Source organism: Pseudomonas sp. 13159349, assembly GCF_013305685.1.
Classification (GTDB): domain Bacteria; phylum Pseudomonadota; class Gammaproteobacteria; order Pseudomonadales; family Pseudomonadaceae; genus Aquipseudomonas; species Aquipseudomonas asiatica.
In genome coordinates this window covers 4,118,696-4,144,722 of sequence record NZ_CP045553.1, presented here as the reverse complement: position 1 = coordinate 4,144,722, position 26,027 = coordinate 4,118,696, and the positions used below count along the sequence as shown (strand labels likewise).

Sequence of the window (26,027 nt, the reverse complement as noted above, 5' to 3'; positions counted from 1 at the left end):
CGCAGGCGCCCCGGGCGGCCCATTCCGGCGGGCCGACGGTGTTGCGTTTACTGCCTGTGTGAATGCGGGGCGGCCATGCGCCGCCCCGTCTGGCTCAATGTTGGTGACAGGCTTCGTTGTGCACCGCGCGGTCGGCACCACCAAGGATGTTGAACAGCACGTTCAACACCAGGGCGCTGACCGTGGCCATGGCGATGCCACTGTGGGTGATGGGCTCCATCCACTGGGGCATCTGGGCGAAGAACTCCGGACGTACCACGGGGATCAACCCGAACCCGACGCTCACTGCAACCAGCAGCTGGTTGCGACGGTCGCCGATGTCCGCCTCCTGGAGAATCTTGATCCCGGTGGCGGTGACCATGCCGAACATGGCGATGGACGCGCCGCCCAGTACCGCTGGCGGGATCGAGGCAATCAGGAAGGCCGCCTTGGGCAGCAGGCTGAGCAGGATCAGCAGTGCACCGGCCACGATGGTGACATAGCGGCAGCGCACCCCGGTCATCTGCACCAGGCCGATGTTCTGTGCGAACGAGGAGTGGGTGAAGGTGTTGAAGAAGCCGGCGATGAACGACGCACCGGCATCGCACAGCAGGCCGCGACGCAGCATCCCTGGGGTAACTTCACGATCGGTCACCTTGCCCAGGGCCAGGAACATGCCGGTGGACTCGACGAAGATGATCACCACCACCAGGCACATGGACAGGATCGGCGCCAGGCTGAAGGTCGGCATGCCGAAGTGCAGTGGGGTCACCACTTGCAGCCACGGTGCGTCGTTCAGGCCCGACAGGTCGACCATGCCGATGGAGCCGGCCAGGATGTAGCCCAGGCCCATGCCCACCAGCACCGACACGTTGACCCAGAAACCGCGCATGAAGCGGTTGATCAGCAGGATTACCGCCAGTACCAGGCCGGCCACCAGCAGGTAGATCGGCGAGCCGAAGGTATCTGCCTGTTGGCCACCACCGGCCCAGTTGACTGCCACCGGGAACAGCGACAGGCCAATCGAGGTGATCACCGTGCCGGTAACCAGGGGGGGGAAGAAGCGTACGACCTTGGACATGAACGGCGCGATCAGCATGCCGAAGAACCCGGCGGCAATGGTCGCACCGAAGATCCCCTGCAGGCCCACCCCGGGCATGCCGGCCATGGCCACCATGCTGCCGACGGCAGCGAAACTGGCACCCATCATCACCGGCATGCGGATGCCCACCGGGCCGATACCGAAGGACTGGATGATGGTGGCGACGCCAGCGACCAGCAGGTCGGCGTTGATCAGGAAAGCGACTTCTTCACGGGACAACCCGGCGGCCTGGCCGATGATCAACGGCACGGCGATCGCGCCGCCGTACATCAGCAGAACGTGTTGCAGGCCAACCAGGATCAGTTGGAACAGGGGCAAGGGCTCGCGCGGCGGCGCAACAGGGATGTACGCCTTGCGTGACTCGGACATGCAGCACCTCGAGTTTTGTTTTTATTCTCGGATCCAAGCGCCGGCCTCAGGCGGCAGGCTCGCTGTAAAGAGAGCCTGGGGTTCCCGCCTGACGCTGAACGCTCGATGCTTGCTTGTTGCATATGTCTTGAAACAGAGGCCGGGAGTGCCGGCCTCTTCGCGGGTGAACCCGCTCCCACAGGGGGCGGTGTTATCCCGACAATTGTGTTTCAGTTGACCGGGGCGCCTTTGGCGATCCAGTCACCGACCAGCTTGCGCTCTTCGGTGGTCATCTGGGTGATGTTGCCCAGCGGCATGATCTGGCTGGCGACCGCTTGCGCCTGGATGCGCGCGGCCTGGGCCTGGATCTGCTGCGGGGTGTCGAACATCACGCCGGCAGGGGCGGCGCTGAACAGTGGGCTGGTCGGCTTGGACGAGTGGCACACGGTGCAGCGTTCCTGGATGACATTGTGGATCTTGTCGAAGCTCTCGCCGCCAGCCTGGGCGTTGGCCTGGGCAGGGGCTTCGGCCGGCGCGGCCGGCGCTGCGGCAGCCTTGGCGGCGTCTTCGGCGCGTTGCTCGGCGGCGGTCTTGCCACCTACAGCGGTCGCGGGCAGTGGCTGGTACTCGACCTTCGCCGCGGCTTGCTCAGGGCTGACGGCCATCGGTTTCGGGCCGGTGACATAGGCCAGGCAGATCATCGCCAGTGCGCCGACCGGCAGGGTCCAGGCGTACTTGTTGCTGTCGTGGCGGGTGTTGAAGTAGTGGCGGATCAGGACCGCGGCTACTGCGATACCGGCCAGGATCAGCCAGTTGTACTGGCTACCGTAGGTGCTCGGGAAGTGGTTGCTGATCATGATGAACAGCACCGGCAGGGTGAAGTAGTTGTTGTGGCGCGAGCGCAGGAGGCCCTTGGCCGGCAGTACCGGGTCTGGGGTCTGGTTGTTCTCGATCGCCGCAACCAGCTGGCGCTGGGCCGGCATGATGATGCGGAACACGTTGCCGACCATGATGGTGCCGATGATCGCGCCGGTGTGCAGGTACGCACCACGGCCGCTGAACACCAGGCTGAAGCCCCAGCATGCCGCGATGATCAGCACGAACAGTACTGCACCGAGCAGCGCTGGCTTCTTGCCCAGGGGCGAGTCGCACAGGAAGTCGTAGATGAACCAGCCGGCGATCAGCGAGCCGATACCGATGGCCACGCCTTCGGCACCGCTCAAGGTGCTGCCAGGGGCCAGCAGGTACAGGGTCGGGTTCCAGTAGAACACCACGCACAGCAGGGCAATACCGGACATCCAGGTGAAGTAGGCCTCCCATTTGAACCAGTGCAGGTTCTCGGGCATTTTCGGGGGGGCGAGCTTGTATTTCTCCAGGTGGTAGATACCACCGCCGTGAATTGCCCAGAGATCACCCGACAACCCATCGCGCGGGTTGCTTCGGTTCAGGTGGTTCTCCAGCCAGACGAAGTAGAACGATGCACCGATCCAGGCGACACCGGTGATCATGTGAACCCAGCGAATGCTCAGGTTCAGCCATTCGTGAAGGTGTGCTTCCACAGTATGTACCTCTTGCCGGTCACCCGCTCGGGCAATGCCCTTGAATGACCGACCTTTTCTTATTGGTGGGGATTGAGGACCAGCATCTGTTCCTCGGTGAAGTAATGCTCGTCGCAGTTGTTGCCGGAACCACTGCGATCAACCACCAGGAAGTCATCCCGCTTTTCGATCGTCAGCACCGGGTGGTGCCAGACGCCGCGATGGTAATTAACGCCCTGCCTGCCATTACTGCGGAAGGCTCGGACCAAACCTGATACAGGTGCATCGCCAACTGGCGCGACCACGATCAGAAAGGGGTTGCCGAGCAGCGGGATGAAAGCCTGGCTGCCCAGCGGATGGCGTTCCAGCATGCGCACGGTCAGCGGCATGTCCAGCGCGTCGGCGCGGAAGATGCTGATGATCGCCTTGTCTTCAGGCTCGGCGGTTTCGACCGTGGCGAGCTTGTGGAAGCGCATGGTCGAGCCGTTGTTGATCATGAAGTGGTCGCTGCCGTCGGTTTCGATCACGTCTCCGAAGGGGGCGAAGGCTTCTTTGGTCAGGGGCTCGATCATCAGGGTGCGCATGCGGATATCTCTTCTATGTTCGTTGTTCTGGATAAGGCTCAAGCGTTGCGGCGGCTTTACAGCTGCAGCAGGCGGAACAGGGCGATCAGGTTGATCTGCGCCAGGGCTTCCTTGAATTCGGCATCGGCATCGTTGTGGATGCGTTTTTCGAAGGAGGCGAGGATCTGGTGCCGGTTGCTGCCTTTTACCGCCATGATGAACGGGAACTGGAACTTGGCCTTGTAGGCGTCGTTCAGTTCGGTGAAACGGGCGAACTCTTCGGCGGTGCACTGGTGAATACCGGCGCCGGCCTGCTCGTTGGTGCTCGATTCGGTCAGCTCGCCCTGGATGGCGGCCTTGCCGGCCAGGTCCGGGTGAGCGTTGATCAGCGCCAACTGGTCGGCGTGGTTGGCGCTGAGCAGGATGTCGCTCATGCGCTGGTGCAGCGCCTCGATCTCGTCCAGTTCGCCCAGTTGGCCCAGGTCATAGGCTTTTTCGGCTACCCACGGCGAGTGCTCGTAGATGTCGGCGAAGGCCTTGACGAAGGCGTCGCGGTCCAGGGCGGATGGCTTGAGGGTCTTGAAGGCGGTCATCAGGCGTTCTCTTTCTTGTACGGGTGGGTGGCGTGCCAGTGGCGGGCGATGTCCACGCGACGGGCGAACCAGACCTGGTCATGGCTTTTTGCGTAATCGACGAAGCGCTTCAGTGCGGCCAGGCGCGCCGGGCGGCCGACCAGGCGGCAGTGCAGGCCGATGGACAGCATTTTCGGTGCTTCGGCGCCCTCGGCGTACAGCACATCGAAGGCGTCCTTCAGGTACTGGAAGAACTGCTCGCCGCAGTTGAAGCCCTGTACCTGGGTGAAGCGCATGTCGTTGGTGTCGAGGGTGTAGGGGATCACCAGGTGCGGCTTGCCGGTAGGGTTGTTCGGCTCCCAGTAGGGCAGGTCGTCGTCGTAGGTGTCGCTGTCATACAGGAAGCCGCCTTCCTCCATCACCAGGCGACGGGTGTTCGGGCCGGTGCGGCCGGTGTACCAGCCCAGCGGGCGCTCGCCGGTGATTTCGGTGAGGATGCGGATGGCTTCGAGCATGTGCTCGCGCTCCTGGGCCTCGTCCATGTACTGGTAGTCGATCCAGCGGTAACCGTGGCTGCAGATTTCATGACCGGCCTCGGCCATGGCACGGATCACGTCGGGGTGGCGCTGGGCGGCCATGGCCACGGCGAAGATGGTCAACGGCACGCCGCTGTCCTTGAACAGCTTTAGCAGGCGCCACACGCCGGCACGGCTGCCGTACTCGTACAGCGATTCCATGCTCATGTTGCGCACGCCCTGCAGTGGCTGGGCGGCGACCATTTCCGAGAGGAACGCTTCGGACTCCTTGTCACCGTGCAGGATGTTGCGTTCGCCACCTTCCTCGTAGTTGAGGACGAAAGACAGCGCGATGCGAGCGTTGCCCGGCCATTGCGGGTGAGGAGGGTTGTTGCCGTAACCGATCAGGTCGCGAGGGTAGTCAGCGCTCACTGCAGTCTTCCTTCTTGTGCGTTTGTGCGGGGGTGGGCGGACCGCGTCGGGATGTCGCACCACCGGATGGGCTGATTGTATACAACTTCTGAAATCTTTTGTAAGCCTGTTTTTCCGCATTTCTTCCCTTTTGTCGCCTCGCAGCGACCTGGAAAAACAGTGCAAGAAACCTGCCTGATTGGTCAGCTAATGACGTTGGTGTCGTTACCAGGCCTATCTTTGCGATCGGTGGGTCGCTCAGGGGCAAGAATCGCTGCGGGCGACAGATGGGTTGAAAAAATTGTGTACAATCTTGGCTCGGAATGTCTTAATGACGTCATTCCCGCCTGCCGCAGGCGCTATGCTGGTGCGACGGCTGAGTATTTTTTGCCCACAGATTGAACAAGAGGCGACAAGCAATGGGACGTTTGACCACACACGTACTGGATGCCGCGCATGGCTGCCCGGGCAGCTCGATCAAGGTCGAGCTGTACCGTGTCGAAGGCCAGCAGCTTGAGCTGGTGAACACCGCCCTGACCAACAGCGATGGCCGCGTCGATGCGCCGCTGCTGCAGGGCGACGATTATCGCACTGGCGTCTACCAGCTGCAGTTCAGCGCCGGTGACTACTACCGTGCCCGCGGCGTGCAGTTGCCGGCCCAGGCGTTTCTGGATGTCGTCGTGCTGCGCTTTGGTATCGACGAGCAGCAGGAGCACTACCACGTGCCGCTGCTGATCTCGCCGTACAGCTATTCGACCTATCGTGGAAGCTAGTTGGTCGCTAGAAGAATCTTCGTAGGTCCTTTGGCCCGCTCTCACACTGGCGGGCTTTTTTTCGTCTGCGTTTTTTATATCAGGTCAAATCACTCACATTTCTGCCAGTACTCTCTTTTTGGTTCATCTGGGATGATCAGCTACCAAGTTGAGGAGCCAGCCTGATGGACACAAAAAATGCGTATGCGCCCTATGGCTACCATCTGCCTGATCAGGGTGTACTCGGCTTCAACGGTGAACAACTGGACCCAGTCACCGAGCATTACCACTTGGGTAATGGTTATCGAGCATTCATTCCCTCTTTGATGCGGTTCAACAGCCCGGACAGCTTGAGTCCGTTCGATCAAGGTGGTTTGAACGCGTATGCCTACTGCCAGGGCGACCCAGTGAATTACCAGGATCCAAGCGGTCATAGCCTTTGGAAAAGGCTGATGGGGGTTGCAAAGCCGCCCAAGCGAGTAGAGGTTCTGGCTGCAGTTGCTAACAAGGGGGTATTTACAAAACTGGTAGGCTGGCACGGGACGAGCCGAAAAAATATTCCTTCATTGGCTAAGGGGCTATCGCCAGTGTATTCAGAGCCTCATAGGCAAGCCCAAGGGCAAGGCTTCTATGTCGCGCCAACCCCTGAACACGCCAAAACATACGCTAATGCCTACGACGATGGTGTTGTCCTGCCGGTACTCGTGCGCAAGGATCTTAATCTGGTCCCCGGTGTAGGTTATAAAAAGGATGTATTTGATGTAGTAGCGATCTTGCCGGCGGCATTTGAGGTTGTAAGCGTGCGGGAAACCGTTCCTTCAGGCGTGACGCCAGCTGAACTCCCTCGAACGGGCATCTTCGCGAAAAAACCAGCACCGGCTAAATAAAAGAGAAGGGCGCCGGAGCGCCCTTTTTGGATGTGGAGGGTTCAGAGGAACACGAACTTGGCAATGAAGATTGCGCACAGCACCCACAGGCTGGCGGAGATTTCCTTGTACTTGCCGGTACCTGCCTTCAATGCCACATAGCTGATGAAGCCCAGGGCAATACCATCAGCGACCGAGAAAGTCAGCGGCATCATGATCACCGTGACGATCGCCGGAATGCTGTCGGTGGCCTCGTCCCAGTGGATATGCGCCATGCTGCCCATCATCAGCATTGCCACGTAGATCAGTGCGCCCGCGGTGGCATAGGCCGGAATCATTCCGGCCAATGGCGCGAAGAACATGGCGGCAATGAACAGCAGGCCGACCACCACCGCCGTCAGGCCGGTACGGCCACCAGCGGCCACACCGGCAGCACTTTCCACATAACTGGTCACCGGCGGCACACCGACCACGGCACCGAACACACTCGAAGCGCTGTCAGCCTTCAGCGCCTTCGACAAGTTCTCGATACGCCCGTCCGGTGCCACCAGGTTGGCTCGCTGCGCCACGCCCATTAGCGTGCCGGCGGTGTCGAACATGTGCACGAACAGGAACGCCAGCACCACGCTGATCATGCTGACGTTGAACACGCCAGCCACGTCCATGGCCATCCAGGTCGGCGCCAGGCTCGGCGGCATCGACATCACCCCGCCAAACTTGACCAGCCCTAGACCCCAGCCGGCCAGGGTGACACCGATGATGCTGATCAGGATCGCGCCGAACACCCGCTTGTAGCTGAGGATGGCGATCAGCAGGAAGCACACCGCCGCCAGCAGCGGCCCTGGCTCATGCAGCGAGCCCAGCTTGATCAGCGTGGCGGGGCTGTCGACGATGATGCCTGCCGTCTTCAGGCCGATCAGCCCGAGAAACAATCCGACGCCGGCCCCCATGGCATGGCGCAGGCTGACCGGGATGCTGTTGAGCAACCATTCGCGCACTTTCGACAAGGTCAGGAACATGAACAGCACACCCGAGACGAATACTGCGCCCAGTGCCGTTTCCCAGTTGTAGCCCATGGTGCCGACCACGGTGTAGGTGAAGAAGGCGTTGAGCCCCATGCCCGGCGCCAGGCCCACCGGCCAGTTGGCGTACAGGCCCATCAGCAGGCAGCCCAGCGCGGCGGCGATGCAGGTGGCGACGAAGGCGGCACCGTGGTCGATGCCTGCGTCGGCCATGATGTTGGGGTTGACGAAGATGATGTAGGCCATGGTGATGAAGGTGGTCACGCCGGCGATCATTTCGGTTCTGACGGTGCTGCCGTGTTGCTTGAGTTTGAAAATCCGCTCCAGCCAGCTCGTTTCGAGCGGTGGAGCAAGATCCAGCGTAGGGGCTTCGGATTTGCGGCTTTCCACAGCGAGTACTCCTCAAGTCTTTCTTGTTGTTCTGGAACCATGGGCCTGCGCAATGCACTTGGCGGCTCCGCGAGGGAAGGCAGACGTCTGACCGGTTTGTTGACTTATTGGTCAAGAAGTTGCTCGGTGGATTATGCTTTTGTGTACAAATAAAGCAAATAATGTTTTATCTTTTGTGTGCGAAATACGTCGTACAACGGCTATATAGGTAAAAGGCCACCTGCAGAAACGGCTCAGCCTGTGTACAATGGCGCCATACTTTCCTTCGTGCCTCGAGAGCCCATGAACGAACAGCTGCAACCTCTGAAGAAACCTGCGCGTACCGGCAAGGCTGGCCGCAGTGGTACCCAGGACGACATCGTCTACGCGCATATTTTCGAGGCGATCCTCGAGCAGCGTCTGGCACCGGGTACCAAGTTGAGCGAGGAAGCGCTGGGCGAGATCTTCGGCGTCAGCCGCACCATCATTCGCCGCGCGTTGTCGCGGCTGGCCCATGAAAGCGTGGTGCTGTTGCGGCCGAACCGCGGCGCAGTGGTGGCCAGCCCTACGGTGGAAGAAGCCCGTCAGGTGTTCTTCTCCAGGCGCATGGTCGAACGGGCCATTACCGAACTGGCCGTGCAGCACGCTACCCTCGAGCAGCTCAACGAGCTGCGGCAGATGGTGCGGGAGGAGCGCGACAGCTTCTCGCGTGGTGACCGTGGTGCCGGCATTCGTCTTTCCGGCGAATTCCACCTCAAGCTGGCCGAGGCTGCGGGCAATGCGCCGCTGGTCAGCTTCCAGCGCAGCCTGGTGTCGCAGACTTCGTTGATCATCGCCCAGTACGAAAGCGGCAACCGCTCGCATTGCTCGTATGACGAGCACATGCAGCTGATCGATGCCATCGAGGCGCGCGATGCCGAGCAGGCGGTGAGCCTGATGATGCACCACATGGACCACATCGACAGCAAGCTGAACCTGGACGAGGAGAGTGCCTCGGACGACCTGCACGCGGTGTTCTCGCACTTGCTGAAAAAGCCCAAGGTTTCTGCCAAGGGTTGATCGTTTGCCTGGTTGACTGAAGGGGGCTGCTTTGCAGCCCATTCGCAGCACAAGGCTGCTCCTACAGGCATCGCATAACCCCTGTAGGAGCAGCCTTGTGCTGCAAATGGGGCGCGAAGCGGCCCAGCCATTTCTGGCCATTAGCCTGGTGTCTGCTAAATTCTTGTGAGCAAACCTTCATCAAGCAGTTGGGCTTGCGCATTCGTTGCGTTCAACTTCTTGAGGAATGGACTCATGAGCATGTCCCTCGGTAAACGCATGGGGGCCGAGCTGGTCGGCACCTTCTGGCTGGTGCTTGGCGGCTGCGGCAGTGCGGTACTCGCCGCCAGCTCCCCCATCGGCATCGGTGTACTTGGCGTCGCCTTCGCCTTCGGCCTCACCGTGCTGACCATGGCCTTCGCCATCGGCCATATCTCCGGCTGTCACCTCAACCCCGCGGTGTCGTTCGGGCTGGTGGTGGGCGGGCGCTTTCCGGCCAAAGAGCTGCTGCCCTACGTGATCGCCCAGGTGATCGGCGCCATTCTGGCGGCAGGTGTGATCTACCTCATCGCCAGCGGCAAGTCAGGTTTCGAGCTGTCTGCGGGATTGGCTTCGAACGGCTACGCCGACCACTCGCCTGGCGGCTACACGCTCGGGGCGGGCTTTGTCAGTGAAGTGGTGATGACGGCGATGTTCCTGGTGGTGATCATGGGCGCTACCGACGCCCGGGCGCCGGCGGGGTTTGCGCCGATCGCCATCGGTTTGGCTTTGACCCTGATCCACCTGATCTCGATCCCGGTGACCAATACCTCGGTCAACCCCGCGCGTAGCACGGGGCCGGCCTTGTTCGTCGGTGGCTGGGCCCTGCAACAGCTGTGGCTGTTCTGGGTGGCGCCGCTGATTGGTGCTGCGATCGGCGGCGCACTGTACCGGGGTCTGGCAAAAGAACCTTAGCGCTGGTGCACGCAACGCCCAGCGGCGTAGGTTTCACGCACGGTGCGGTCGTCGCCGAGGGTGGTCAGCACGAACAGGGTTTCCTCGATGCTGTTGGACTGCTGAATGCGGTAGTCCAGCAGTGGCGTGGCCTTGTAGTCCAGTACCACGAAGTCGGCATCGTTGCCCGGGCGCAGGCTGCCGATGCGGTCGTCCAGGCGCAGCGCGCGGGCGCCGCCGAGGGTGGCCAGGTACAGTGACTTGTACGGGTGCAGGCGTGCGCCCTGCAGTTGCATCACCTTGTACGCTTCGTTCAGGGTGTTGAGCAGCGAGAAGCTGGTGCCGGCGCCAACGTCAGTGCCCAGGCCCACATTGACCTTGAAGCGCTCGGCCTGGGGCAGGTTGAACAGGCCGCTGCCGAGGAACAGGTTGGAGGTGGGGCAGAAGGCCACCGCCGAGCCGGTTTCGGCCAGGCGCTGGCATTCGTCATCGCACAGGTGCACGCCATGGGCGAATACCGAGCGTTCGCCCAGCAGCTCGAAGTGGTCGTATACGTCCAGGTAACCCTTCTGCTCGGGGAACAGCGACTTGACCCAATCGATTTCCTTGAGGTTTTCCGACAGGTGCGTGTGCATGTACACGCCCGGGTGTTCCTTGAGCAGTTGGCCCGCCAGCGCCAGCTGTTCAGGCGTACTGGTCGGGGCGAAGCGCGGGGTGACTGCATAATGCAGGCGGCCCTTGCCGTGCCAGCGCTCGATCAGTGCCTTGCTTTCGGTATAGCCGGACTCTGCGGTATCGGTCAGGTAGTCCGGGGCGTTGCGGTCCATCATCACCTTGCCGGCGATCAGGCGCAGGTCCAGGCGTTCGGCTTCTTCGAACAGGGCATTGACCGATTCCGGGTGCACACTGCCGAACACCAGGGCGGTGGTGGTGCCGTTGCGCAGCAGTTCCTTGAGGAAGATCTTGGCCACCTGGTCGGCGTGGCCCTTGTCGGCGAACTGCTTTTCGCAGGGGAAGGTGTAGGTGTTCAGCCAGTCCAGCAGCTGCTCGCCGTAGGAGCCGATCATGCCGGTCTGCGGGAAATGGATATGGGTGTCGATGAAGCCTGGGGTGATCAATGCGTCCTGGTAGTGCTCGACCGGGATATCGGCGTCCAGGGTCGGCAACAGTTCGGCGGCGTGGCCTACGGCGCTGATGCGGCCATTGTCGACCACCAGCAGGCCGTCCTCGAAGTATTCATGGGAAGCCTCCAGGCCCACCTCGGCCGGGTCGGCGATGCTGTGCAGGATGGCGGCACGGTAGGCTTTGCGGGTAACGGTCATAACACACTCGTCAAATGGCTTGGCTGCGCCGGGAGGGCGGCAGCAACTGGGCAATGGGGCCGGCATTGGCGGCAGCGTCGTGCTGGCCGAAGCAGGCGTTGTAGGTGGCGATGATTTCACCGGCGATGGACACGGCGATCTCGATGGGCAGCTTGCCCTTGACCTCGGCCAGGCCCATCGGGCAGCGCATGCGCGCCATCACGGCCTCGTCATAGCCGCGCTCGCGCAGGCGGTGTTCGAACTTGACCCGTTTGGTCTTCGAGCCGATCAGGCCGAACCAGGTGAAGTCGTTGCGCTTGAGAATGGCGGCGGTCAATTCCAGGTCGAGCTGGTGGTTGTGGGTCATGACGATGCAGTAGCAGCCTGGCGGCAGCTCTGCCACTTCGTCGACCGGATCCTCGCTGACCACCTTGGTCACCCCGTCGGGGATCAGGGCGGGGAATTCCTGCTCGCGCGAATCGATCCAGCGCACCCGGCAGGGCAGCGCGGCGAGCAAGGGTACCAGAGCCCGGCCGACATGGCCCGCGCCGAACACCGCGATCTGCGCCTGCACCGCGGCCATGGGCTCGAACAGCAGCACAGTGACGCCGCCGCAGCACTGGCCAAGGCTGGCACCGAGGCTGAAGCGCTCCAGATGCGGGGTGGTGCGGTGCTCTTCGAGCATTTGCCGGGCGATGTGCAGGGCCTTGTATTCCAGGTGGCCGCCGCCGATGGTGTCGAACAGGCCGCTGGCGCTGACGACCATTTTCGAGCCGGCATTGCGCGGGGTCGAGCCGCGCTCCTCGATGATGGTAACCAGCACGCAGGCTTCGCCACGGGACTGATGGTCGGCGAGGGCGTTGATCCATTGGTGCATGATGCAGATCCTCTTCAGGACAACGCGGTCCGCTTTGTGTAGGAGCGGCCTTGTGTCGCGAAAGGGCTGCGCAGCAGCCCCAGAAATCCATGTTGCTGTACAGTTTTTTGGGGCCGCTGCGCGGCCCTTTCGCGACACAAGGCCGCTCCTACAAAAAGCGGGCCGGCGGAGTTACTGGGTGACGGTTTCCAGCTCCGGCTCGGCAGGTTGCGCTGCAGCCACCGCCTTGCGCATCTGCTCGCAACCCCACAGCACCCGCTCCGGCGTCGCCGGTGCATCCACCTGTGGCTGCACGCGGTAGTCGGCGATGCTGGCCACGGCGTCCTTGATCGCGCACCAGGCGGCGATGCCGAGCATGAACGGCGGTTCGCCCACGGCCTTGGAGTGGAACACGGTGTCCTCAGGGTTCTTGCGGTTTTCCACCAGCTTTACCCGCAAATCCAGCGGCATGTCCGCCACTGCCGGGATCTTGTAGCTGGCCGGGCCGTTGGTCATCAGCTTGCCCTTGGCGTTCCACACCAGTTCTTCGGTGGTCAGCCAGCCCATGCCCTGGATGAAGCCGCCTTCCACCTGGCCGATGTCGATGGCCGGGTTCAGCGAATCACCCACATCGTGCAGGATGTCGGCGCGCAGCATCTTGTATTCGCCGGTCAGGGTGTCGACCACCACCTCCACGCAGGCGGCGCCGAAGGCGAAGTAGTAGAACGGCCGGCCACGTGCCTGGCTGCGGTCGTAGTAGATCTTCGGCGTGCGGTAGAAACCGGTGCTGGACAGCGACACTTGGGCAAAATAGGCCTGCTGCACCAGCTGCTCGAAGCTGACGATCTGGTCGCGCACGCGCACATGGCCGTTGCGGAACTCGACGTCTTCCTCGGTCACCTGGTAGTGCCGCGCGGCGAACTCGGTCAGGCGCTTCTTGAGGATCTCCGCAGCGTTCTGCGCTGCCTTGCCGTTCAGGTCGGCACCACTGGAGGCAGCGGTCGGTGAGGTGTTGGGCACCTTGTCAGTATTGGTGGCGGTGATCTGGATACGGCTGAAATCGACCTGGAAGATCTGCGCCACCACCTGTGCCACCTTGGTGTTCAGGCCCTGGCCCATCTCGGTGCCACCGTGGTTCAGGTGGATGCTGCCGTCGGTGTAGATATGGATCAGCGCACCGGCCTGGTTGAGGAAGGTGGCGGTGAACGAAATACCGAACTTGACCGGGGTCAGCGCCAGGCCCTTCTTCAGGATCGGGCTGTTGGCGTTGAAGCGGCGGATCGACTCGCGGCGCTCGGCATAGTCACTGCTGGCTTCCAGTTCGGCGGTCATCTCTTCGAGCATGTTGTGCTCGACGGTCTGGTAGTAGTGGGTGACGTTGCGCTCGGTCTTGCCGTAGTAGTTGGCCTTGCGCACCGCCAGCGGGTCGCGGCCCAGGTGGCGGGCGATGTGGTCCATCACCTGCTCGATGGCGACCATCCCCTGCGGGCCGCCGAAGCCGCGGTAGGCGGTGTTGGAGGCGGTGTTGGTCTTGCAGCGGTGGCCGTGCACGGTGGCATCGCCCAGGTAGTAGGCATTGTCGGAGTGGAACATGGCGCGGTCGACGATCGAACCGGACAGGTCGGGCGAGTAGCCGCAGTTGCCGGCCAGGTCGAAGTTGATGCCGTGCAGGCGCCCGTCGTCGTCGAAGCCCACGTCGTACTCGACGTAGAACGGGTGGCGTTTGCCGGTCATGGTCATGTCTTCGACCCGTGGCAGGCGCATCTTGGTCGGCTGGCCGGTCAGGCGCGCCACCACGGCGCACAGGCACGCCGGGCTGGCGGCCTGGGTTTCCTTGCCACCAAAACCGCCACCCATGCGGCGCATGTCCAGCACCACCTTGTTCATTGGCACGTCGAGTACTTCGGCGACCAGTTTCTGCACTTCGGTGGGGTTTTGCGTGGAGCAGTAGACGATCATGCCGCCGTCTTCGGTGGGCATCACCGAGGAAATCTGCGTTTCCAGGTAGAAGTGCTCCTGGCCACCGATGTGCAGGGTGCCCTGGATGCGGTGCGGTGCACTGGCCAGGGCAGCGGCGGAATCGCCACGCTGGTGGGTGTGGCTGTCGAGCACGAAGTGCTTCTTGCGCAATGCCTCGACCACATCCAGCACCGGTTCCAGGTCTTCATACTCGACGATGGCGGCCATGGCCGCACGGCGTGCGGTGTCGAGGTCGCGGGCGGCCACGGCGAGCACCGGCTGGCCGAAGAACTCGACCTTGTCGATGGCCAGCAGCGGGTCGCCGGCCACCACCGGGCCGATGTCCTTGAGGCCAGGGATGTCTTCGTGGGTGATGGCGATACGCACGCCCTCGAAGGCATAGCACGGCGTGGTGTCGATGCGCAGGATGCGCGCGTGGGCGCGGTCGGCGGTGCGCGCATAGACGTGCAGCTGGTTGGGGAATTCCAGGCGGTCGTCGATATACACCGCCTCGCCGGACACATGCTTGTCGGCGCTGTCATGCTTGACGCTGCGGCCGACCCCGGTGGTCAGGTCTTGGCTGAACAGTTCGGCCATCTCGGCCTGGCTCTTGGCTACGTGATGGTTAGACATAAGCGGTCACCCGGGTTTCGATGTACGGCGTTTGCTGTTCGATGAAGTACTTGCGCAGCAGGTTCTGGGCGGTCAGCAGGCGGTATTCCTTGCTGGCGCGGAAGTCGCTGAGCGGGGTGAAGTCTTCCGCCAGGGCCTGGCAGGCGCGCTCGATGGCAGCCTGGTTCCACGGCTTGCCGCGTAGCGCTGCTTCGCAGGCACGGGCCCGTTTGGGGATTGCCGCCATGCCGCCGAAGGCGATGCGCACACCGCTGACCACGCCGTCTTCGATGCTCAGGTTGAAGGCGCCGCACACGGCAGAAATGTCATCGTCCAGGCGCTTGGACACTTTATAGGCGCGGAACGCCCAATCGCTGGTGGCGCGCGGCACGATGATTTTCTCGATGAACTCGCTGTCCTGGCGGGCGGTGATGCGGTAGTCGATGAAGTAGTCTTCCAGTGGCATCACCCGCTGGCGCTCGCCCTGGCGCAGGACGATCTGCGCATCCAGGGCAATCAGCAGGGGTGGCGAGTCACCGATTGGCGAAGCGTTGCCGATATTGCCGCCCAGGGTGCCCTGGTTGCGGATCTGCAGCGAGGCGAAGCGGTGCAGCAGGGCACCGAAGTCCGGGTATTCCTCGTTCAGCGCACCGTAGCAGTCGGTGAGCGGTGTGGCGGCGCCGATTTCCAGGTGGCTGGCGGTTTTCTCGATGCGCTTGAGCTCGGCCACATGGCCTACGTAGATCATCACCGGCAAGGTCTTGTGAAACTGAGTGACTTCCAGTGCCAGGTCGGTACCGCCGGCCAGCAGCCGCGCTTCGGGGTGCGAGCTGTACAGGTCGGCCAGGTCGGCCACGGTCAGTGGCACCAGGCAGCGCTTGTCGCCACTGTTCAGTTCGCCGGTCTGGGTTGGGGCAATGGCCTTGAGGCGGCTGATGGTCTGTGCCTGCTGGGCATCGAACTGGTCGCGGCAGGGCTGGCGGCAGCTCTGTTCGGCGGCGTCGAGGATCGGCCGGTAGCCGGTGCAGCGGCACAGGTTGCCGGCCAGGGCTTCCTGGGCCTGGTGCAGGTCGGGGCCGCTGCTGTTCTTCTGCAGGGCGAACAGCGACATGACGAAGCCGGGTGTACAGAAGCCGCACTGCGAGCCATGGCAATCGGCCATGGCCTGTTGCACGCTGTGCAGCTGGCCCTGGTGCTTGAGACCCTCGACGCTGATCAGTTGCTTGCCGTGCAGCGACGAGACGAAGGTCAGGCACGAGTTGAGGCTACGGTAGCGGATGCTGTCGTTGCCTTGGTCGTCCTGGGTCAGTTCGCCGACCACCACGGTGCAGGCACCGCAGTCACCACTGGCGCAGCCCTCCTTGGTGCCAGGTTTGCCCAGGTGCTCGCGCAGGTACTGCAGCACCGTCATGTTCGGGTCCAGGGCATGCTCACTACGCAGCTCCTGGTTTACGAGAAACTGGATCACGGGGATGGCCTCGCAATGGTTTTATTGTTGTTGGGCGGACTCTAAGCAAGAGCTGTCCAGCTGGTCAATATTTTTCTGACTCAAAGGTCAAGAAATTGCTCATGTCCAAGCCCGGCCGCACACATTGCCCATATTCCAAGCATAGATCGCGCCGGGCGTGTGGTTGCCTTGCAGGTCAAATAAACCGCCAGGCCCCTCTGCGCGATCAGCGGCCAAGTACGCTACAATCCGCTCCTTGTGCCCAGTTCAATGATTTTGAAGGAAAACCATGACGTTCAAGGCCCCGGACAGCCTCTCCGAGCAGATTGCCGATTACCTGGCCGAACGCATCATCCGTGGCGAGCTGGCGCCAGGCGAGCGTATCCAGGAGCAGAAGGTCACCCAGGCACTCAACGTCAGCCGCGGCTCGGTGCGCGAGGCGCTGCTGATCCTCGAACGCCGCCACCTGGTGGCGATCCTGCCGCGCCGGGGTGCCCATGTGACCAAGCTCGACGAGCGCAGTGTGCGCAGCCTGTGTGCACTGATGGGCGAGTTCTACATCCTGCTGGGTAACGCGGTTGCGCAAAAATGGCGCACCGATGCCGACCTGCGCCCGTTCCTGGAGATCCAGCAGCGCCTGCAGCGAGCCCATGACCAGCTGGACATCAAGGCCTTCGTCGCCGACAGCTTCGCGGTCATGCGGGCGGCCTATCCGTTCGCTGACAACCCTTTCCTGCAGGAAACCGTGGAAAACCTGCAGCCGGCGATGAGCCGTGCCTACTACCTGTCGCTGGACCAGCGCCAGGCCAACATGATCGATTACCTGGACCTGTTCGCCCGCCTGCTCGACGCCGTGATCGCCCGTGACCTGCCGCGCATTCGCGAGGTGCTCACCGCCTATGGCCAGCGCAGCTGCGAACTGGTGCTGGCGGCGTTGGCCCGAGGCTGACCGATGCGCCTGAAGTGCATTCGCCTGGCCGGGTTCAAGTCGTTCGTCGACCCGACCACGGTCAACTTCCCCAGCAACATGGCGGCCGTGGTCGGCCCCAACGGCTGTGGCAAGTCCAACATCATCGATGCCGTGCGCTGGGTGATGGGCGAAAGTTCGGCGAAGAACCTGCGCGGCGAGTCGATGACCGATGTCATCTTCAACGGCTCCAGTGGCCGCAAGCCGGTCAGCCAGGCCAGCATCGAGCTGGTGTTCGACAACAGCGAAACCACCCTGGTCGGCGAATACGCCGCCTACGCCGAGATCTCGATCCGCCGCAAGGTCACCCGCGACGGGCAGAACAGCTACTACCTCAACGGTACCAAGTGCCGCCGGCGCGATATCACCGACATCTTCCTCGGCACCGGCCTGGGGCCTCGCAGCTACTCGATCATCGAGCAAGGCATGATCTCCAAGCTGATCGAGGCCAAGCCCGAGGAGCTGCGCAACTTCATCGAGGAAGCCGCCGGTATTTCCAAGTACAAGGAACGCCGCCGGGAAACCGAGAGCCGCATCCGCCGCACCCAGGAAAACCTGGCGCGCCTGACCGACCTGCGCGAAGAGCTGGAACGCCAGCTGGAGCGCCTGCACCGCCAGGCCCAGGCAGCCGAGAAGTACCGGGAATACAAAGCCCAGGAACGCCAGTTGAAGGCGCGCCTGTCGGCCTTGCGCTGGCGTGATCTGGACGAACGGGTGCGCCAGCGCGAGGCGGTGATCGGCGACCAGGATGTGTCCCATGAGGCGCTGGTGGCCGAGCAGCGCAATGCCGATGCCAGCATCGAGCGCTTGCGCGATGGCCATCACGAATTGTCCGAGCGCTTCAACCAGGTGCAGGGCCGCTTCTACTCGGTGGCCGGTGACATCGCCCGGGTCGAGCAGAGCATCCAGCACGGCCAGCAGCGCCTGCGCCAGTTGCAGGATGACTTCAAGGAAGCCGAGCGCACGCGCCTGGAGACCGAGTCGCACCTCGGGCACGACCGCACCCTGCTGGCTACCTTGGGCGAAGAGCTGGCAATGCTCGAACCCGAGCAGGAAATGACCCTGGCCGCTGCCGAAGAAGCCGCCGCTGCCCTTGAAGAGGCCGAGCTGGGCATGCACGGCTGGCAGGAACAGTGGGACAGCTTCAACAGCCGTTCCGCCGAGCCGCGCCGCCAGGCCGAAGTGCAGCAGGCGCGTCTGCAGCAGCTGGAAGCCAGCCTGGAACGCCAGGCCGAGCGCCAACGCAAGCTGGGCGAGGAGCGCGAGCTGCTGGGCAGCGACCCGCAGGATGCGGCCATGCTCGAACTGGCCGAGCAGCTGGCCAGTAGCGAAATGTTGCTGGAAGAGTTGCAGTTGTCCGAAGAGCAGGTGGTCGAGCGCCTGGAAGGCGCGCGTGAACAACTGCAGCAGGCCACCCAGGCCCAACAGCAGGCGCAGGGCGACCTGCAACGCCTGGGCGGCCGCCTGGCCTCGCTCGAAGCCTTGCAGCAGGCCGCCCTGGAGCCGGGTGCAGGTGCTGCGGACTGGCTGCAGGGCCAAGGCCTGGAGCAACGGCCGCGGCTGGCTGAAGGGTTGCGGGTTGAGCCGGGCTGGGAGCTTGCGGTAGAAACCGTGCTTGGCGCCGACCTGCAGGCTGTACTGGTGGACGACTTCAGTAATCTGGATTTTGCCGGCCTGGAGCAGGGCGAGTTGCGCTTGCTGCTGGCGAGCGGTACCGGCTCGTCGCTGCCCGGCAGCCTGCTGGAAAAGGTCGAAGGCCGTGTCGACCTGTCGCCCTGGTTGGGGCAGGTCAAACCCGTGGAAGACCTTGCCCAGGCGCTGGCACAGCGCGCGTCGCTCGGCGAAGGCCAGAGCCTGGTCAGTCGCGATGGCTACTGGGTTGGTAGACACTTCCTGCGGGTGCGCCGTGGCGGCGAAGCCGAAGGCGGCGTGCTGGCACGCGGCCAGGAGATCGAGCGCCTCGGCCAGGAGCAGCTGGAGCAGGATGCGGCGCTGGAGCAGTTGGAACAGCAACTGCAGGCCCTGCGCGAGCAGCAGCAGGACCTTGAAGAACAGCGTGAACAACTGCGCCGTCGCACCCAGGAAGAAAGCCGCCTGCATGGCGAACTGAAGGCCAACCTGTCGGCTGGCCGCGCACGTGCCGAGCAGGTCGAACTGCGCCGCCGGCGCCTGCAGGAAGAGCTGGCCGAACTGGAAGAACAGCGCGCTCTGGAACATGAGCAACTGGGCGAAGCCCGCCTGCTGCTGCAGGAGGCCCTGGAGCTGATGGCCCAGGACACCGAGCAGCGCGAGCAGTTGATGGCCCGCCGCGACACTTTGCGCGAAAGCCTCGATCGCGTGCGCCAGGAGGCCCGCCAGCACAAGGATCACGCCCACCAGCTGGCTGTCCGCCTGGGCTCGCTGCGTGCCCAGCACGACTCCACCCGGCAGGCACTGGAGCGCCTGGAGCAGCAGGCCGCGCGCCTGATCGAGCGCCAGGAGCAACTGAGCCTGAACCTGGAAGAGGGCGAGGCCCCGCAGGAAGAACTGCGCCTGAAGCTGGAAGAGCTGTTGGAGCGGCGCATGAGCGTCGACGAGGAAATGCGCCAGGCCCGCCTGCACATGGACGAAGCCGACCGCGAACTGCGTGACGCCGAAAAGCGTCGTACCCAGGCCGAGCAGCAGGCCCAATTGCTGCGTGGCCAGCTGGAGCAGCTGCGCCTGGAGTGCCAAGGCCTGGATGTGCGGCGCAAGACCTTGCAGGAGCAGTTGCTGGCCGATGGCTACGACCTGCAAGGTGTGCTCGCCACTCTCGAGGCCGAGGCCAGCGAGCAGGGTACCGAACAGGAGCTGGAGCAGCTCGAGGCGCGTATCCAGCGCCTGGGGGCGATCAACCTGGCGGCCATCGAAGAGTACGAGCAGCAGTCCGAGCGCAAGCGCTACCTGGACGCCCAGGACGCCGACCTGGTCGAAGCCCTGGAGACCCTGGAAAACGTCATTCGCAAGATCGACAAGGAAACCCGCAACCGCTTCAAGGATACCTTTGATCAGATAAATGCCGGATTACAGGCACTTTTCCCAAAAGTTTTCGGTGGTGGCAGCGCTTATCTGGAACTGACGGGCGAAGATCTACTCGATACAGGGGTAACGATCATGGCGCGGCCACCGGGCAAGAAGAACAGCACCATCCATCTGCTGTCCGGCGGCGAGAAGGCACTGACCGCATTGGCGCTGGTGTTTGCCATCTTCAAGTTGAACCCCGCACCGTTCTGCATGCTCGACGAAGTCGACGCGCCGCTGGACGATGCCAACGTCGGGCGCTACGCCCGTCTGGTCAAGGAAATGAGTGAAAGCGTGCAGTTCATTTACATCACCCATAACAAGATTGCCATGGAGATGGCGGATCAGTTGATGGGGGTGACCATGCATGAACCGGGCTGTTCACGTCTGGTTGCCGTCGACGTGGAGGAGGCCATGGCCATGGTCGATGCCTGATGCTCGACGATAAGGGCATATTCCGTAGCGAAATGCCCCCGCCATGTGCGACAGACGGTGTAAAGTTGTCTTTGGTCGTGCTAGCTTAATGTCACTCGTTTTTTGCGTGGGTAAAACGCCTGTCAGAACATAGAGTTGGCGCCACGTGTTAAAGGGCTTTGAACCCTTTGTTTTCAAGCATATTTTTATAGAGGCACGGGATTACATGGAAATCGGTCTGCGCGAGTGGCTGATCGTCATCGGCATCATTGTCATTGCCGGGATTCTTTTCGACGGCTGGCGCCGCATGCGCGGCGGGAAAGGCAAGTTGAAATTCCGTCTGGATCGCAGTTATTCCAACCTGCCGGACGAAGAGGGCAATGCCGAAGTGCTTGGCCCGTCGCGGGTGCTGGATACCCACAAGGAGCCTGAGCTGGACGAAAGCGACCTGCCGTCGCTCAGTGCTTCTGCGCGTGATCGCGAGCGCGAGCCCAAGCCGGCCAAGGCTGCCAAGCGCGGCAAGCGCGCCACCGCTGCTGCGGATGCACAGCAGGGCGACCTGAACCTCAGCGCCGAGCCACGCGAGCCCGACCTGTTTGCCGACAGCGATGACGACTTTGCCGCGGAAAATACCCGCAGCAACGGTGCTGCGCCTGCCAGCAGCAGCGTCAAGGAGCTGCCGCCGGCCGAGGAAGTGCTGGTGATCAGTGTCATCTCCCGCGACGAGGGTGGCTTCAAGGGCCCGGCGCTGCTGCAGAACATTCTGGAAAGCGGCCTGCGCTTCGGCGAAATGGACATCTTCCACCGTCACGAGAGCATGGCCGGTCACGGCGAGGTGCTGTTCTCCATGGCCAACGCCGTCAAGCCCGGCGTGTTCGACCTGGACGACATCGACCACTTCAGCACCCGCGCGGTGAGCTTCTTCCTCGGCCTGCCGGGCCCGCGTCATCCGAAGCAGGCCTTCGACGTGATGGTGGCTGCGGCACGCAAGCTGGCGCACGAACTGAACGGTGAGCTCAAGGACGACCAGCGCAGCGTGCTGACCGCCCAGACCATCGAGCACTATCGCCAGCGCATCGTCGAGTTCGAGCGCCGTGCGCTGACCCAGAAGCGCTGACAGATCCAGACGAAAGAGCAGCCTCAGGGCGTGCTGGTCGGTTCGGGTGTTGTTATCGCCTGTTCCGGCCTCTTCGCGGGTAAACCCGCTCCTACAGGGACACCACAGCCCTTGAGGTTTGTGGTGTCCCTGTAGGAGCGGGTTTACCCGCGAAGAGGCCGACACAGGCAATAAATACCTCAAACCCCCGGCACCACCCCCAGGCTGCTCTTTTGCTTTGCAAGAGAAGACAAATTCCATGACCGCCGAAACCCGTATCCACGAACTGCGTGCCGAGCTCGACCAGCACAACTACCGCTACTACGTGCTCGATGAGCCCAGTGTGCCCGATGCCGAATACGACCGCCTGTTCAACGAGCTCAAGGCGCTTGAAGCCGAATACCCGCACCTGGTAACCCCCGACTCGCCCACCCAGCGCGTCGGTGGCGCAGCCCTGGCCGCGTTCAGCCAGGTCCGCCACGAAGTGCCCATGCTCAGCCTGGGCAACGCTTTCGAAGAAGCCGACCTGCGTGAGTTCGGCCGCCGCGTGGTAGACGGCCTCGACCAGCCCGGTGCGGTCGACTACAGCTGCGAGCCCAAGCTCGACGGCCTGGCCGTGAGCTTGCTGTACCGCGACGGTCTGCTCGTACAGGGCGCCACCCGTGGCGACGGCACCACCGGCGAAGACATCAGTGCCAACGTACGCACCGTGCGCAACATCCCGCTCAGGCTGCAAGGCGAGGGATGGCCTGCGGTGCTGGAGGTGCGCGGCGAGGTGTACATGAGCAAGGCCGGTTTCGACCGGCTCAACGCCGCCCAGGCCGAAGCCGGTGGCAAGACTTTCGCCAACCCGCGCAACGCCGCAGCCGGCAGCCTGCGTCAGCTGGACTCGAAAATCACCGCCAGCCGGCCGTTGGAGTTCTGTTGCTATGGCGTCGGCCAGGTGTCTGCGAGCATTGGCGACAGCCACATCGGCATCCTCGAACAGCTCAAGGCGTGGGGGTTGCCGATCAGCCGCGAACTCAAGCATGCCGCCGGTATCGAAGAATGCCTGGCCTACTACCGCGACATCGGCGAGCGACGCAACAGCCTGCCCTACGAAATCGACGGCGTGGTGTTCAAGGTCAACAGCCTGGCCGCCCAGCGCGAACTGGGCTTCCGTGCTCGTGAGCCGCGCTGGGCGATTGCCCACAAGTTCCCGGCCATGGAGGAGCTGACCGAGGTGCTGGATGTCGAGTTCCAGGTCGGCCGCACCGGCGCGGTAACGCCTGTGGCGCGCCTTAAGCCGGTCAAGGTGGCCGGTGTGACCGTGTCCAACGCCACCCTGCACAACATGGACGAAATCGCCCGCCTGGGCCTGCGCATTGGCGACACGGTGATCATCCGCCGCGCCGGTGACGTGATTCCGCAGGTGATGCAGGTGGTGCTGGAGCGCCGCCCGGAAGATGCGCGCCCGGTGCAGGTGCCGAGTGAGTGCCCGGTATGCGGCTCGCAGGTCGAGCGTACCCAGTTGGTCAAGCGTAGCAAGGGCAAGGAAACCACCAGCGAGGGGGCGGTGTACCGCTGCGTCGGTCGCCTGGCCTGTGGCGCCCAGCTCAAGCAGGCAATCATCCACTACGTGTCACGCCGCGCCATGGACATCGACGGCCTGGGCGAGAAGAGCGTCGAGCAACTGGTGGACGAAGGCCTGATCGGCTCGCCGGCCGACCTGTACAAGCTGGAATTCGACCAGATCGTCGGCCTGGAAGGCTTTGCCGAAGTGTCCAGCAAGAAGCTGCTGGATGCCATCGAAGCCAGCAAGCGCCCGGGCCTGGCGCGCTTCATCTACGCCCTGGGTATCCCGGACGTAGGCGAGGAGACCGCCAAGGTGCTGGCCCGCTCGCTGGGCAGCCTGGCGCGCGTGCAGCAAGCGCTGCCGCAAGTGCTCACCTACCTGCCGGACATCGGCCTGGAGGTTGCGTACGAGATCCACAACTTCTTCGAGGACGAGCACAACCGCAAGGTCATCAAGCAGCTGCTCGACAGCGGCATGCAACTGCAGGACGAAGGCGAGCTGGCTGCCGAATTCGCTGCCAGCACCACCCTGGCCGGGATGATCGCCAAACTCGACATCGCCTCCGTTGGCCCGACCGGTGCCGAGAAGCTGGTGGCCAAGCTAGACAGCCTGGACAAGATCATCGCCGCCGACGGTATCGACCTGCGTCAGGCCCTGGCGGCCAAGCAGGCCGAAGCCGTGCGCGAGTTCTTCAAGGATGAAGCCAACCAGAAGCTGGCCCGGGACATCGAGGCACAGTTGCTGGCGTTCGGCATGCACTGGAGCAGCGAGAAGAAAGTGGCCGAAGGCTTGCCGCTGGCTGGCCAGACCTGGGTGCTGACCGGCACCCTGGAGCGCATGAGCCGCGACATCGCCAAGGAAAAGCTGGAAAGCCTGGGGGCCAAGGTGGCGGGTTCGGTATCCGGCAAGACCCACTGCGTGGTGGCGGGGCCGGGGGCGGGGTCCAAGCTGGCCAAGGCCAGTGAGTTGGGCGTGAAGGTGCTTGATGAAGATGCCTTCGTCACCTTCCTGGGCGAGCAGGGCATCGCTGTCTAGCAGGCCAATGGCAGATGTTGCTGCTTGCACAGTCCTTGTGGGAGCGGGCATGCCCGCGAACACGGGCGAAGCCCGTGCCATCCACCGCGGCGCCTGCTTCGCGGCGGTTCGACGCCTCGGCACGCCCGCTCCCACAAGTCCTGCGCTGGTCTTGCTGTCAGCGCTAACCCTGTAGGAGCGGGTTCACCCGCGAATTGGCAGCTCCAGGCCACCCCGGCCCGGACAAGTCATTGAGAAATGATGACTTTTTCTCCTCCAGAGGTTGTATCTGCCCCCAAGACCGGTACAATGGCGCCACTCGCTGCTCAGCGAGCCTTGTAGTGGTGGCCCCATCGGTCCCCCCGCATTGATTACCCGTTAACCTGGTCAGGCCCGGAAGGGAGCAGCCATAGCGGGAACATCGAGTGCCGGGGTGTGGCTGGTGGGGCCGCCTCCATTTCAGGTCCTTGAATTCTCAAGGATTTCTCGCTTTACCCAACTTCGCTCTGGTTTGGCCGCCAGTCCTGCCGCGACCGCGCCGATGCAGCGGAGTAGGCGTTGTCGTCCTACCCGCATCGAAAGCCGCTATCAGCAGGCGTTCATTACTTCAAAGAAACCTGTCTGGTCTCAAGTTTGAGTTCCTTCAGGCGCTTCAGCAGCGTGTTGATATTTGTGCGTGCCGAACCTTCATTGGCCAGGCGCAGGCGCTTGATCGCGATAACGGAGTCGCCAACGCCAGCGGTAAAGGGCGTCCTGATGATCTCTCGGAAAATTACGGTGTTTGTAGCGGACTCGGTCAACGTATATTCAGCCTCGCAGGTAACTTCGAAGTCCAGGCCAAAAATGGGTTGGTCGACGCGTAGCAGGTTGGCGCGCAGGGTGTAGGCGGCTGGTGCTTCGCCAAGCAGGTCAGCACTGGCAAGTGATTGTTTGAGTGCAGCGCCAAAGTCCGGGCCGTCGATTTCCGAAGTCCAGAGCGGGTTGGTGGCGTCTCCGCCATTTACTTCGGTTACCTGAATATTGCGATGCAGGCGTTGATCGTAAAACTGCGCATCGGTCTGGTCGGATGCCACGGACATTCCGGAGATTTGAGCAGGCGAAGCGCACCCTGTGCAAAGGGCAATAAATACCGAGACCAGAAACACACGGAAGTAGGTCACTTTAATAATCCTTGAGTGAGATGCCGGTAGTGCAAGACGAAAGCCATACATCGTGTATGGCTTCAACTATTGAAAGGCCGAGCGTCGCGCTGTGCGGCAGATGCCTTTACAGGTTGTATTTCTCATCGATTCTGCGTTTGTCGAGCGTGTAGCGCTTGAGGTCGATCGAGTCGGATTCCAGCTTGGCATCGAGTTCGTCCATGTCGTGCTTTTTCAGCGTTGCAACATGGGCTTTGGTGGCTTGGTAGTTGATCATCTCTGCAGCGTCATGCCCACTCACCGGGTCCCACAGAATGGAAAGCGGCCAGAACAGCAGGTTCACCACGCCAAAGCCATATGCACGACCATAGAACGAGCCGCCACCTGGAAGCAGGCCAAGGCCGGCAGCAAGCCCTGGGCTTTTTTCTTCAACCGCGAGGTTTCTGGCGCGATAGCTGGCAAGTTCCGACTCTTGGGCCGAATTGAGGCCGGTAGCACAACCAGTGGTCAGCGCTATCAGTGCGGCAGCGGTCAGATTTCGAATTGTGGACATGCAACATTTCCTGAGTGTGAGTACTGTTCTCGGCGCACGGCTGGGCGCGGAGGCGCGTAACTCTACA

The 26,027-nt window shown here is 62.7% G+C and carries 19 protein-coding genes, 1 other RNA gene and 1 pseudogene; 9 read left to right on the top strand and 12 right to left on the bottom strand.

Annotation, left to right across the window (positions count from 1 at the left end):
- Positions 1-94: 94 nt before the first annotated feature.
- From GEV38_RS19105 to puuE, 5 genes are all read right to left on the bottom strand, one after another.
- Positions 95-1,450: a nucleobase:cation symporter-2 family protein gene (locus GEV38_RS19105; RefSeq protein WP_013973535.1), complete on the bottom strand. Its 1,356-nt coding sequence runs from the start codon at positions 1,448-1,450 to the stop codon at positions 95-97.
- A 209-nt stretch (positions 1,451-1,659) separates the two neighbouring features.
- On the bottom strand, positions 1,660-2,988 hold the full coding sequence (locus GEV38_RS19100) for a urate hydroxylase PuuD (protein ID WP_015271163.1): 1,329 nt from the start codon (positions 2,986-2,988) through the stop codon (positions 1,660-1,662).
- 59 nt (positions 2,989-3,047) lie between these two features.
- Entirely contained in the window at positions 3,048-3,551 is a 504-nt protein-coding gene (locus GEV38_RS19095; protein ID WP_003259500.1) for an ureidoglycolate lyase, read from the bottom strand.
- Between the two features lie 56 nt (positions 3,552-3,607).
- Positions 3,608-4,123, bottom strand: coding sequence for a 2-oxo-4-hydroxy-4-carboxy-5-ureidoimidazoline decarboxylase (gene uraD / locus GEV38_RS19090; RefSeq protein ID WP_013973532.1), 516 nt, complete (start codon positions 4,121-4,123; stop codon positions 3,608-3,610).
- Positions 4,123-5,049 (bottom strand): allantoinase PuuE, encoded by a 927-nt coding sequence (gene puuE / locus GEV38_RS19085; protein WP_013973531.1) that lies wholly within the window; start codon positions 5,047-5,049, stop codon positions 4,123-4,125. The genes uraD and puuE overlap by 1 nt, the downstream gene beginning before the upstream one ends.
- A gap of 398 nt (positions 5,050-5,447) precedes the next feature.
- On the opposite strand from puuE, the gene uraH reads away from it, so the two are divergent.
- On the top strand, positions 5,448-5,801 hold the full coding sequence (uraH, locus tag GEV38_RS19080; RefSeq protein ID WP_003259496.1) for a hydroxyisourate hydrolase: 354 nt from the start codon (positions 5,448-5,450) through the stop codon (positions 5,799-5,801).
- Between the two features lie 179 nt (positions 5,802-5,980).
- Positions 5,981-6,223, top strand: a pseudogene (locus GEV38_RS27790) (RHS repeat-associated core domain-containing protein); the annotation flags it as partial.
- Between the two features lie 485 nt (positions 6,224-6,708).
- Here GEV38_RS27790 and GEV38_RS19070 read toward each other — a convergent pair.
- Complete coding sequence (locus GEV38_RS19070; protein ID WP_013973528.1) at positions 6,709-8,058, bottom strand: NCS2 family permease; 1,350 nt, start codon at positions 8,056-8,058, stop codon at positions 6,709-6,711.
- 282 nt (positions 8,059-8,340) lie between these two features.
- Here GEV38_RS19070 and GEV38_RS19065 point away from each other — a divergent pair, with 282 nt between their 5' ends.
- Together GEV38_RS19065 and aqpZ are read left to right on the top strand one after the other, a co-directional pair.
- The gene (locus GEV38_RS19065) at positions 8,341-9,096 is read left to right on the top strand and encodes a GntR family transcriptional regulator (RefSeq protein WP_015271161.1); all 756 of its coding nucleotides are present in this window, start codon (positions 8,341-8,343) and stop codon (positions 9,094-9,096) included.
- 234 nt (positions 9,097-9,330) lie between these two features.
- On the top strand, positions 9,331-10,029 hold the full coding sequence (gene aqpZ / locus GEV38_RS19060) for an aquaporin Z (RefSeq protein ID WP_013973527.1): 699 nt from the start codon (positions 9,331-9,333) through the stop codon (positions 10,027-10,029).
- Here the strand turns inward: aqpZ and guaD are convergent.
- The 4 genes from guaD to xdhA all read right to left on the bottom strand — a co-directional run bounded on the left by guaD (position 10,026) and on the right by xdhA (position 16,204).
- A complete protein-coding gene (gene guaD, locus GEV38_RS19055) occupies positions 10,026-11,330 on the bottom strand; it encodes a guanine deaminase (protein ID WP_015271159.1) in 1,305 nt (434 codons plus the stop codon). The two genes, aqpZ and guaD, sit on opposite strands and share 4 nt — an antisense overlap.
- A gap of 10 nt (positions 11,331-11,340) precedes the next feature.
- Entirely contained in the window at positions 11,341-12,186 is an 846-nt protein-coding gene (gene xdhC / locus GEV38_RS19050; RefSeq protein ID WP_015271158.1) for a xanthine dehydrogenase accessory protein XdhC, read from the bottom strand.
- Between the two features lie 171 nt (positions 12,187-12,357).
- A complete protein-coding gene (gene xdhB, locus GEV38_RS19045; protein WP_015271157.1) occupies positions 12,358-14,757 on the bottom strand; it encodes a xanthine dehydrogenase molybdopterin binding subunit in 2,400 nt (799 codons plus the stop codon).
- Positions 14,750-16,204: a xanthine dehydrogenase small subunit gene (gene xdhA, locus GEV38_RS19040; protein ID WP_054573086.1), complete on the bottom strand. Its 1,455-nt coding sequence runs from the start codon at positions 16,202-16,204 to the stop codon at positions 14,750-14,752. The genes xdhB and xdhA overlap by 8 nt, the downstream gene beginning before the upstream one ends.
- Positions 16,205-16,472: 268 nt before the next feature.
- Between xdhA and GEV38_RS19035 the strand changes: the two genes are divergently transcribed.
- The 5 genes from GEV38_RS19035 to ffs all read left to right on the top strand — a co-directional run bounded on the left by GEV38_RS19035 (position 16,473) and on the right by ffs (position 24,716).
- Positions 16,473-17,132 carry a GntR family transcriptional regulator gene (locus tag GEV38_RS19035; RefSeq protein ID WP_054573087.1) on the top strand — a complete coding sequence of 220 codons (660 nt, stop codon included), beginning with the start codon at positions 16,473-16,475 and terminating at the stop codon, positions 17,130-17,132.
- A 3-nt stretch (positions 17,133-17,135) separates the two neighbouring features.
- Positions 17,136-20,624 carry a chromosome segregation protein SMC gene (smc, locus tag GEV38_RS19030; protein ID WP_173895921.1) on the top strand — a complete coding sequence of 1,163 codons (3,489 nt, stop codon included), beginning with the start codon at positions 17,136-17,138 and terminating at the stop codon, positions 20,622-20,624.
- Between the two features lie 205 nt (positions 20,625-20,829).
- The gene (zipA, locus tag GEV38_RS19025; protein ID WP_015271153.1) at positions 20,830-21,720 is read left to right on the top strand and encodes a cell division protein ZipA; all 891 of its coding nucleotides are present in this window, start codon (positions 20,830-20,832) and stop codon (positions 21,718-21,720) included.
- 238 nt (positions 21,721-21,958) lie between these two features.
- Positions 21,959-24,289, top strand: coding sequence for an NAD-dependent DNA ligase LigA (ligA, locus tag GEV38_RS19020; RefSeq protein WP_041505748.1), 2,331 nt, complete (start codon positions 21,959-21,961; stop codon positions 24,287-24,289).
- A gap of 330 nt (positions 24,290-24,619) precedes the next feature.
- Positions 24,620-24,716, top strand: an RNA gene (ffs, locus tag GEV38_RS19015) — signal recognition particle sRNA small type.
- Between the two features lie 154 nt (positions 24,717-24,870).
- Here the strand turns inward: ffs and GEV38_RS19010 are convergent.
- Complete coding sequence (locus tag GEV38_RS19010; RefSeq protein ID WP_223997978.1) at positions 24,871-25,428, bottom strand: hypothetical protein; 558 nt, start codon at positions 25,426-25,428, stop codon at positions 24,871-24,873.
- Between the two features lie 106 nt (positions 25,429-25,534).
- Positions 25,535-25,960, bottom strand: a complete 426-nt coding sequence (locus GEV38_RS19005) for a hypothetical protein (RefSeq protein ID WP_015271150.1) — start codon at positions 25,958-25,960, stop codon at positions 25,535-25,537.
- Positions 25,961-26,027 lie beyond the last annotated feature (67 nt).

Excerpts from the sequence above, each read along its gene's own strand:
- uraD (WP_013973532.1), bottom strand. The coding sequence starts at position 4,123 with ATGACCGCCTTCAAGACCCTCAAGCCATCCGCCCTGGACCGCGACGCC.
- guaD (WP_015271159.1), bottom strand. The coding sequence starts at position 11,330 with ATGACCGTTACCCGCAAAGCCTACCGTGCCGCCATCCTGCACAGCATC.
- uraH (WP_003259496.1), top strand. The coding sequence starts at position 5,448 with ATGGGACGTTTGACCACACACGTACTGGATGCCGCGCATGGCTGCCCG.
- xdhB (WP_015271157.1), bottom strand. The coding sequence starts at position 14,757 with ATGTCTAACCATCACGTAGCCAAGAGCCAGGCCGAGATGGCCGAACTG.
- xdhC (WP_015271158.1), bottom strand. The coding sequence starts at position 12,186 with ATGCACCAATGGATCAACGCCCTCGCCGACCATCAGTCCCGTGGCGAA.
- smc (WP_173895921.1), top strand. The coding sequence starts at position 17,136 with ATGCGCCTGAAGTGCATTCGCCTGGCCGGGTTCAAGTCGTTCGTCGAC.
- GEV38_RS19065 (WP_015271161.1), top strand. The coding sequence starts at position 8,341 with ATGAACGAACAGCTGCAACCTCTGAAGAAACCTGCGCGTACCGGCAAG.
- GEV38_RS19035 (WP_054573087.1), top strand. The coding sequence starts at position 16,473 with ATGACGTTCAAGGCCCCGGACAGCCTCTCCGAGCAGATTGCCGATTAC.
- zipA (WP_015271153.1), top strand. The coding sequence starts at position 20,830 with ATGGAAATCGGTCTGCGCGAGTGGCTGATCGTCATCGGCATCATTGTC.
- GEV38_RS19105 (WP_013973535.1), bottom strand. The coding sequence starts at position 1,450 with ATGTCCGAGTCACGCAAGGCGTACATCCCTGTTGCGCCGCCGCGCGAG.
- aqpZ (WP_013973527.1), top strand. The coding sequence starts at position 9,331 with ATGAGCATGTCCCTCGGTAAACGCATGGGGGCCGAGCTGGTCGGCACC.
- GEV38_RS19005 (WP_015271150.1), bottom strand. The coding sequence starts at position 25,960 with ATGTCCACAATTCGAAATCTGACCGCTGCCGCACTGATAGCGCTGACC.
- GEV38_RS19095 (WP_003259500.1), bottom strand. The coding sequence starts at position 3,551 with ATGCGCACCCTGATGATCGAGCCCCTGACCAAAGAAGCCTTCGCCCCC.
- ligA (WP_041505748.1), top strand. The coding sequence starts at position 21,959 with ATGACCGCCGAAACCCGTATCCACGAACTGCGTGCCGAGCTCGACCAG.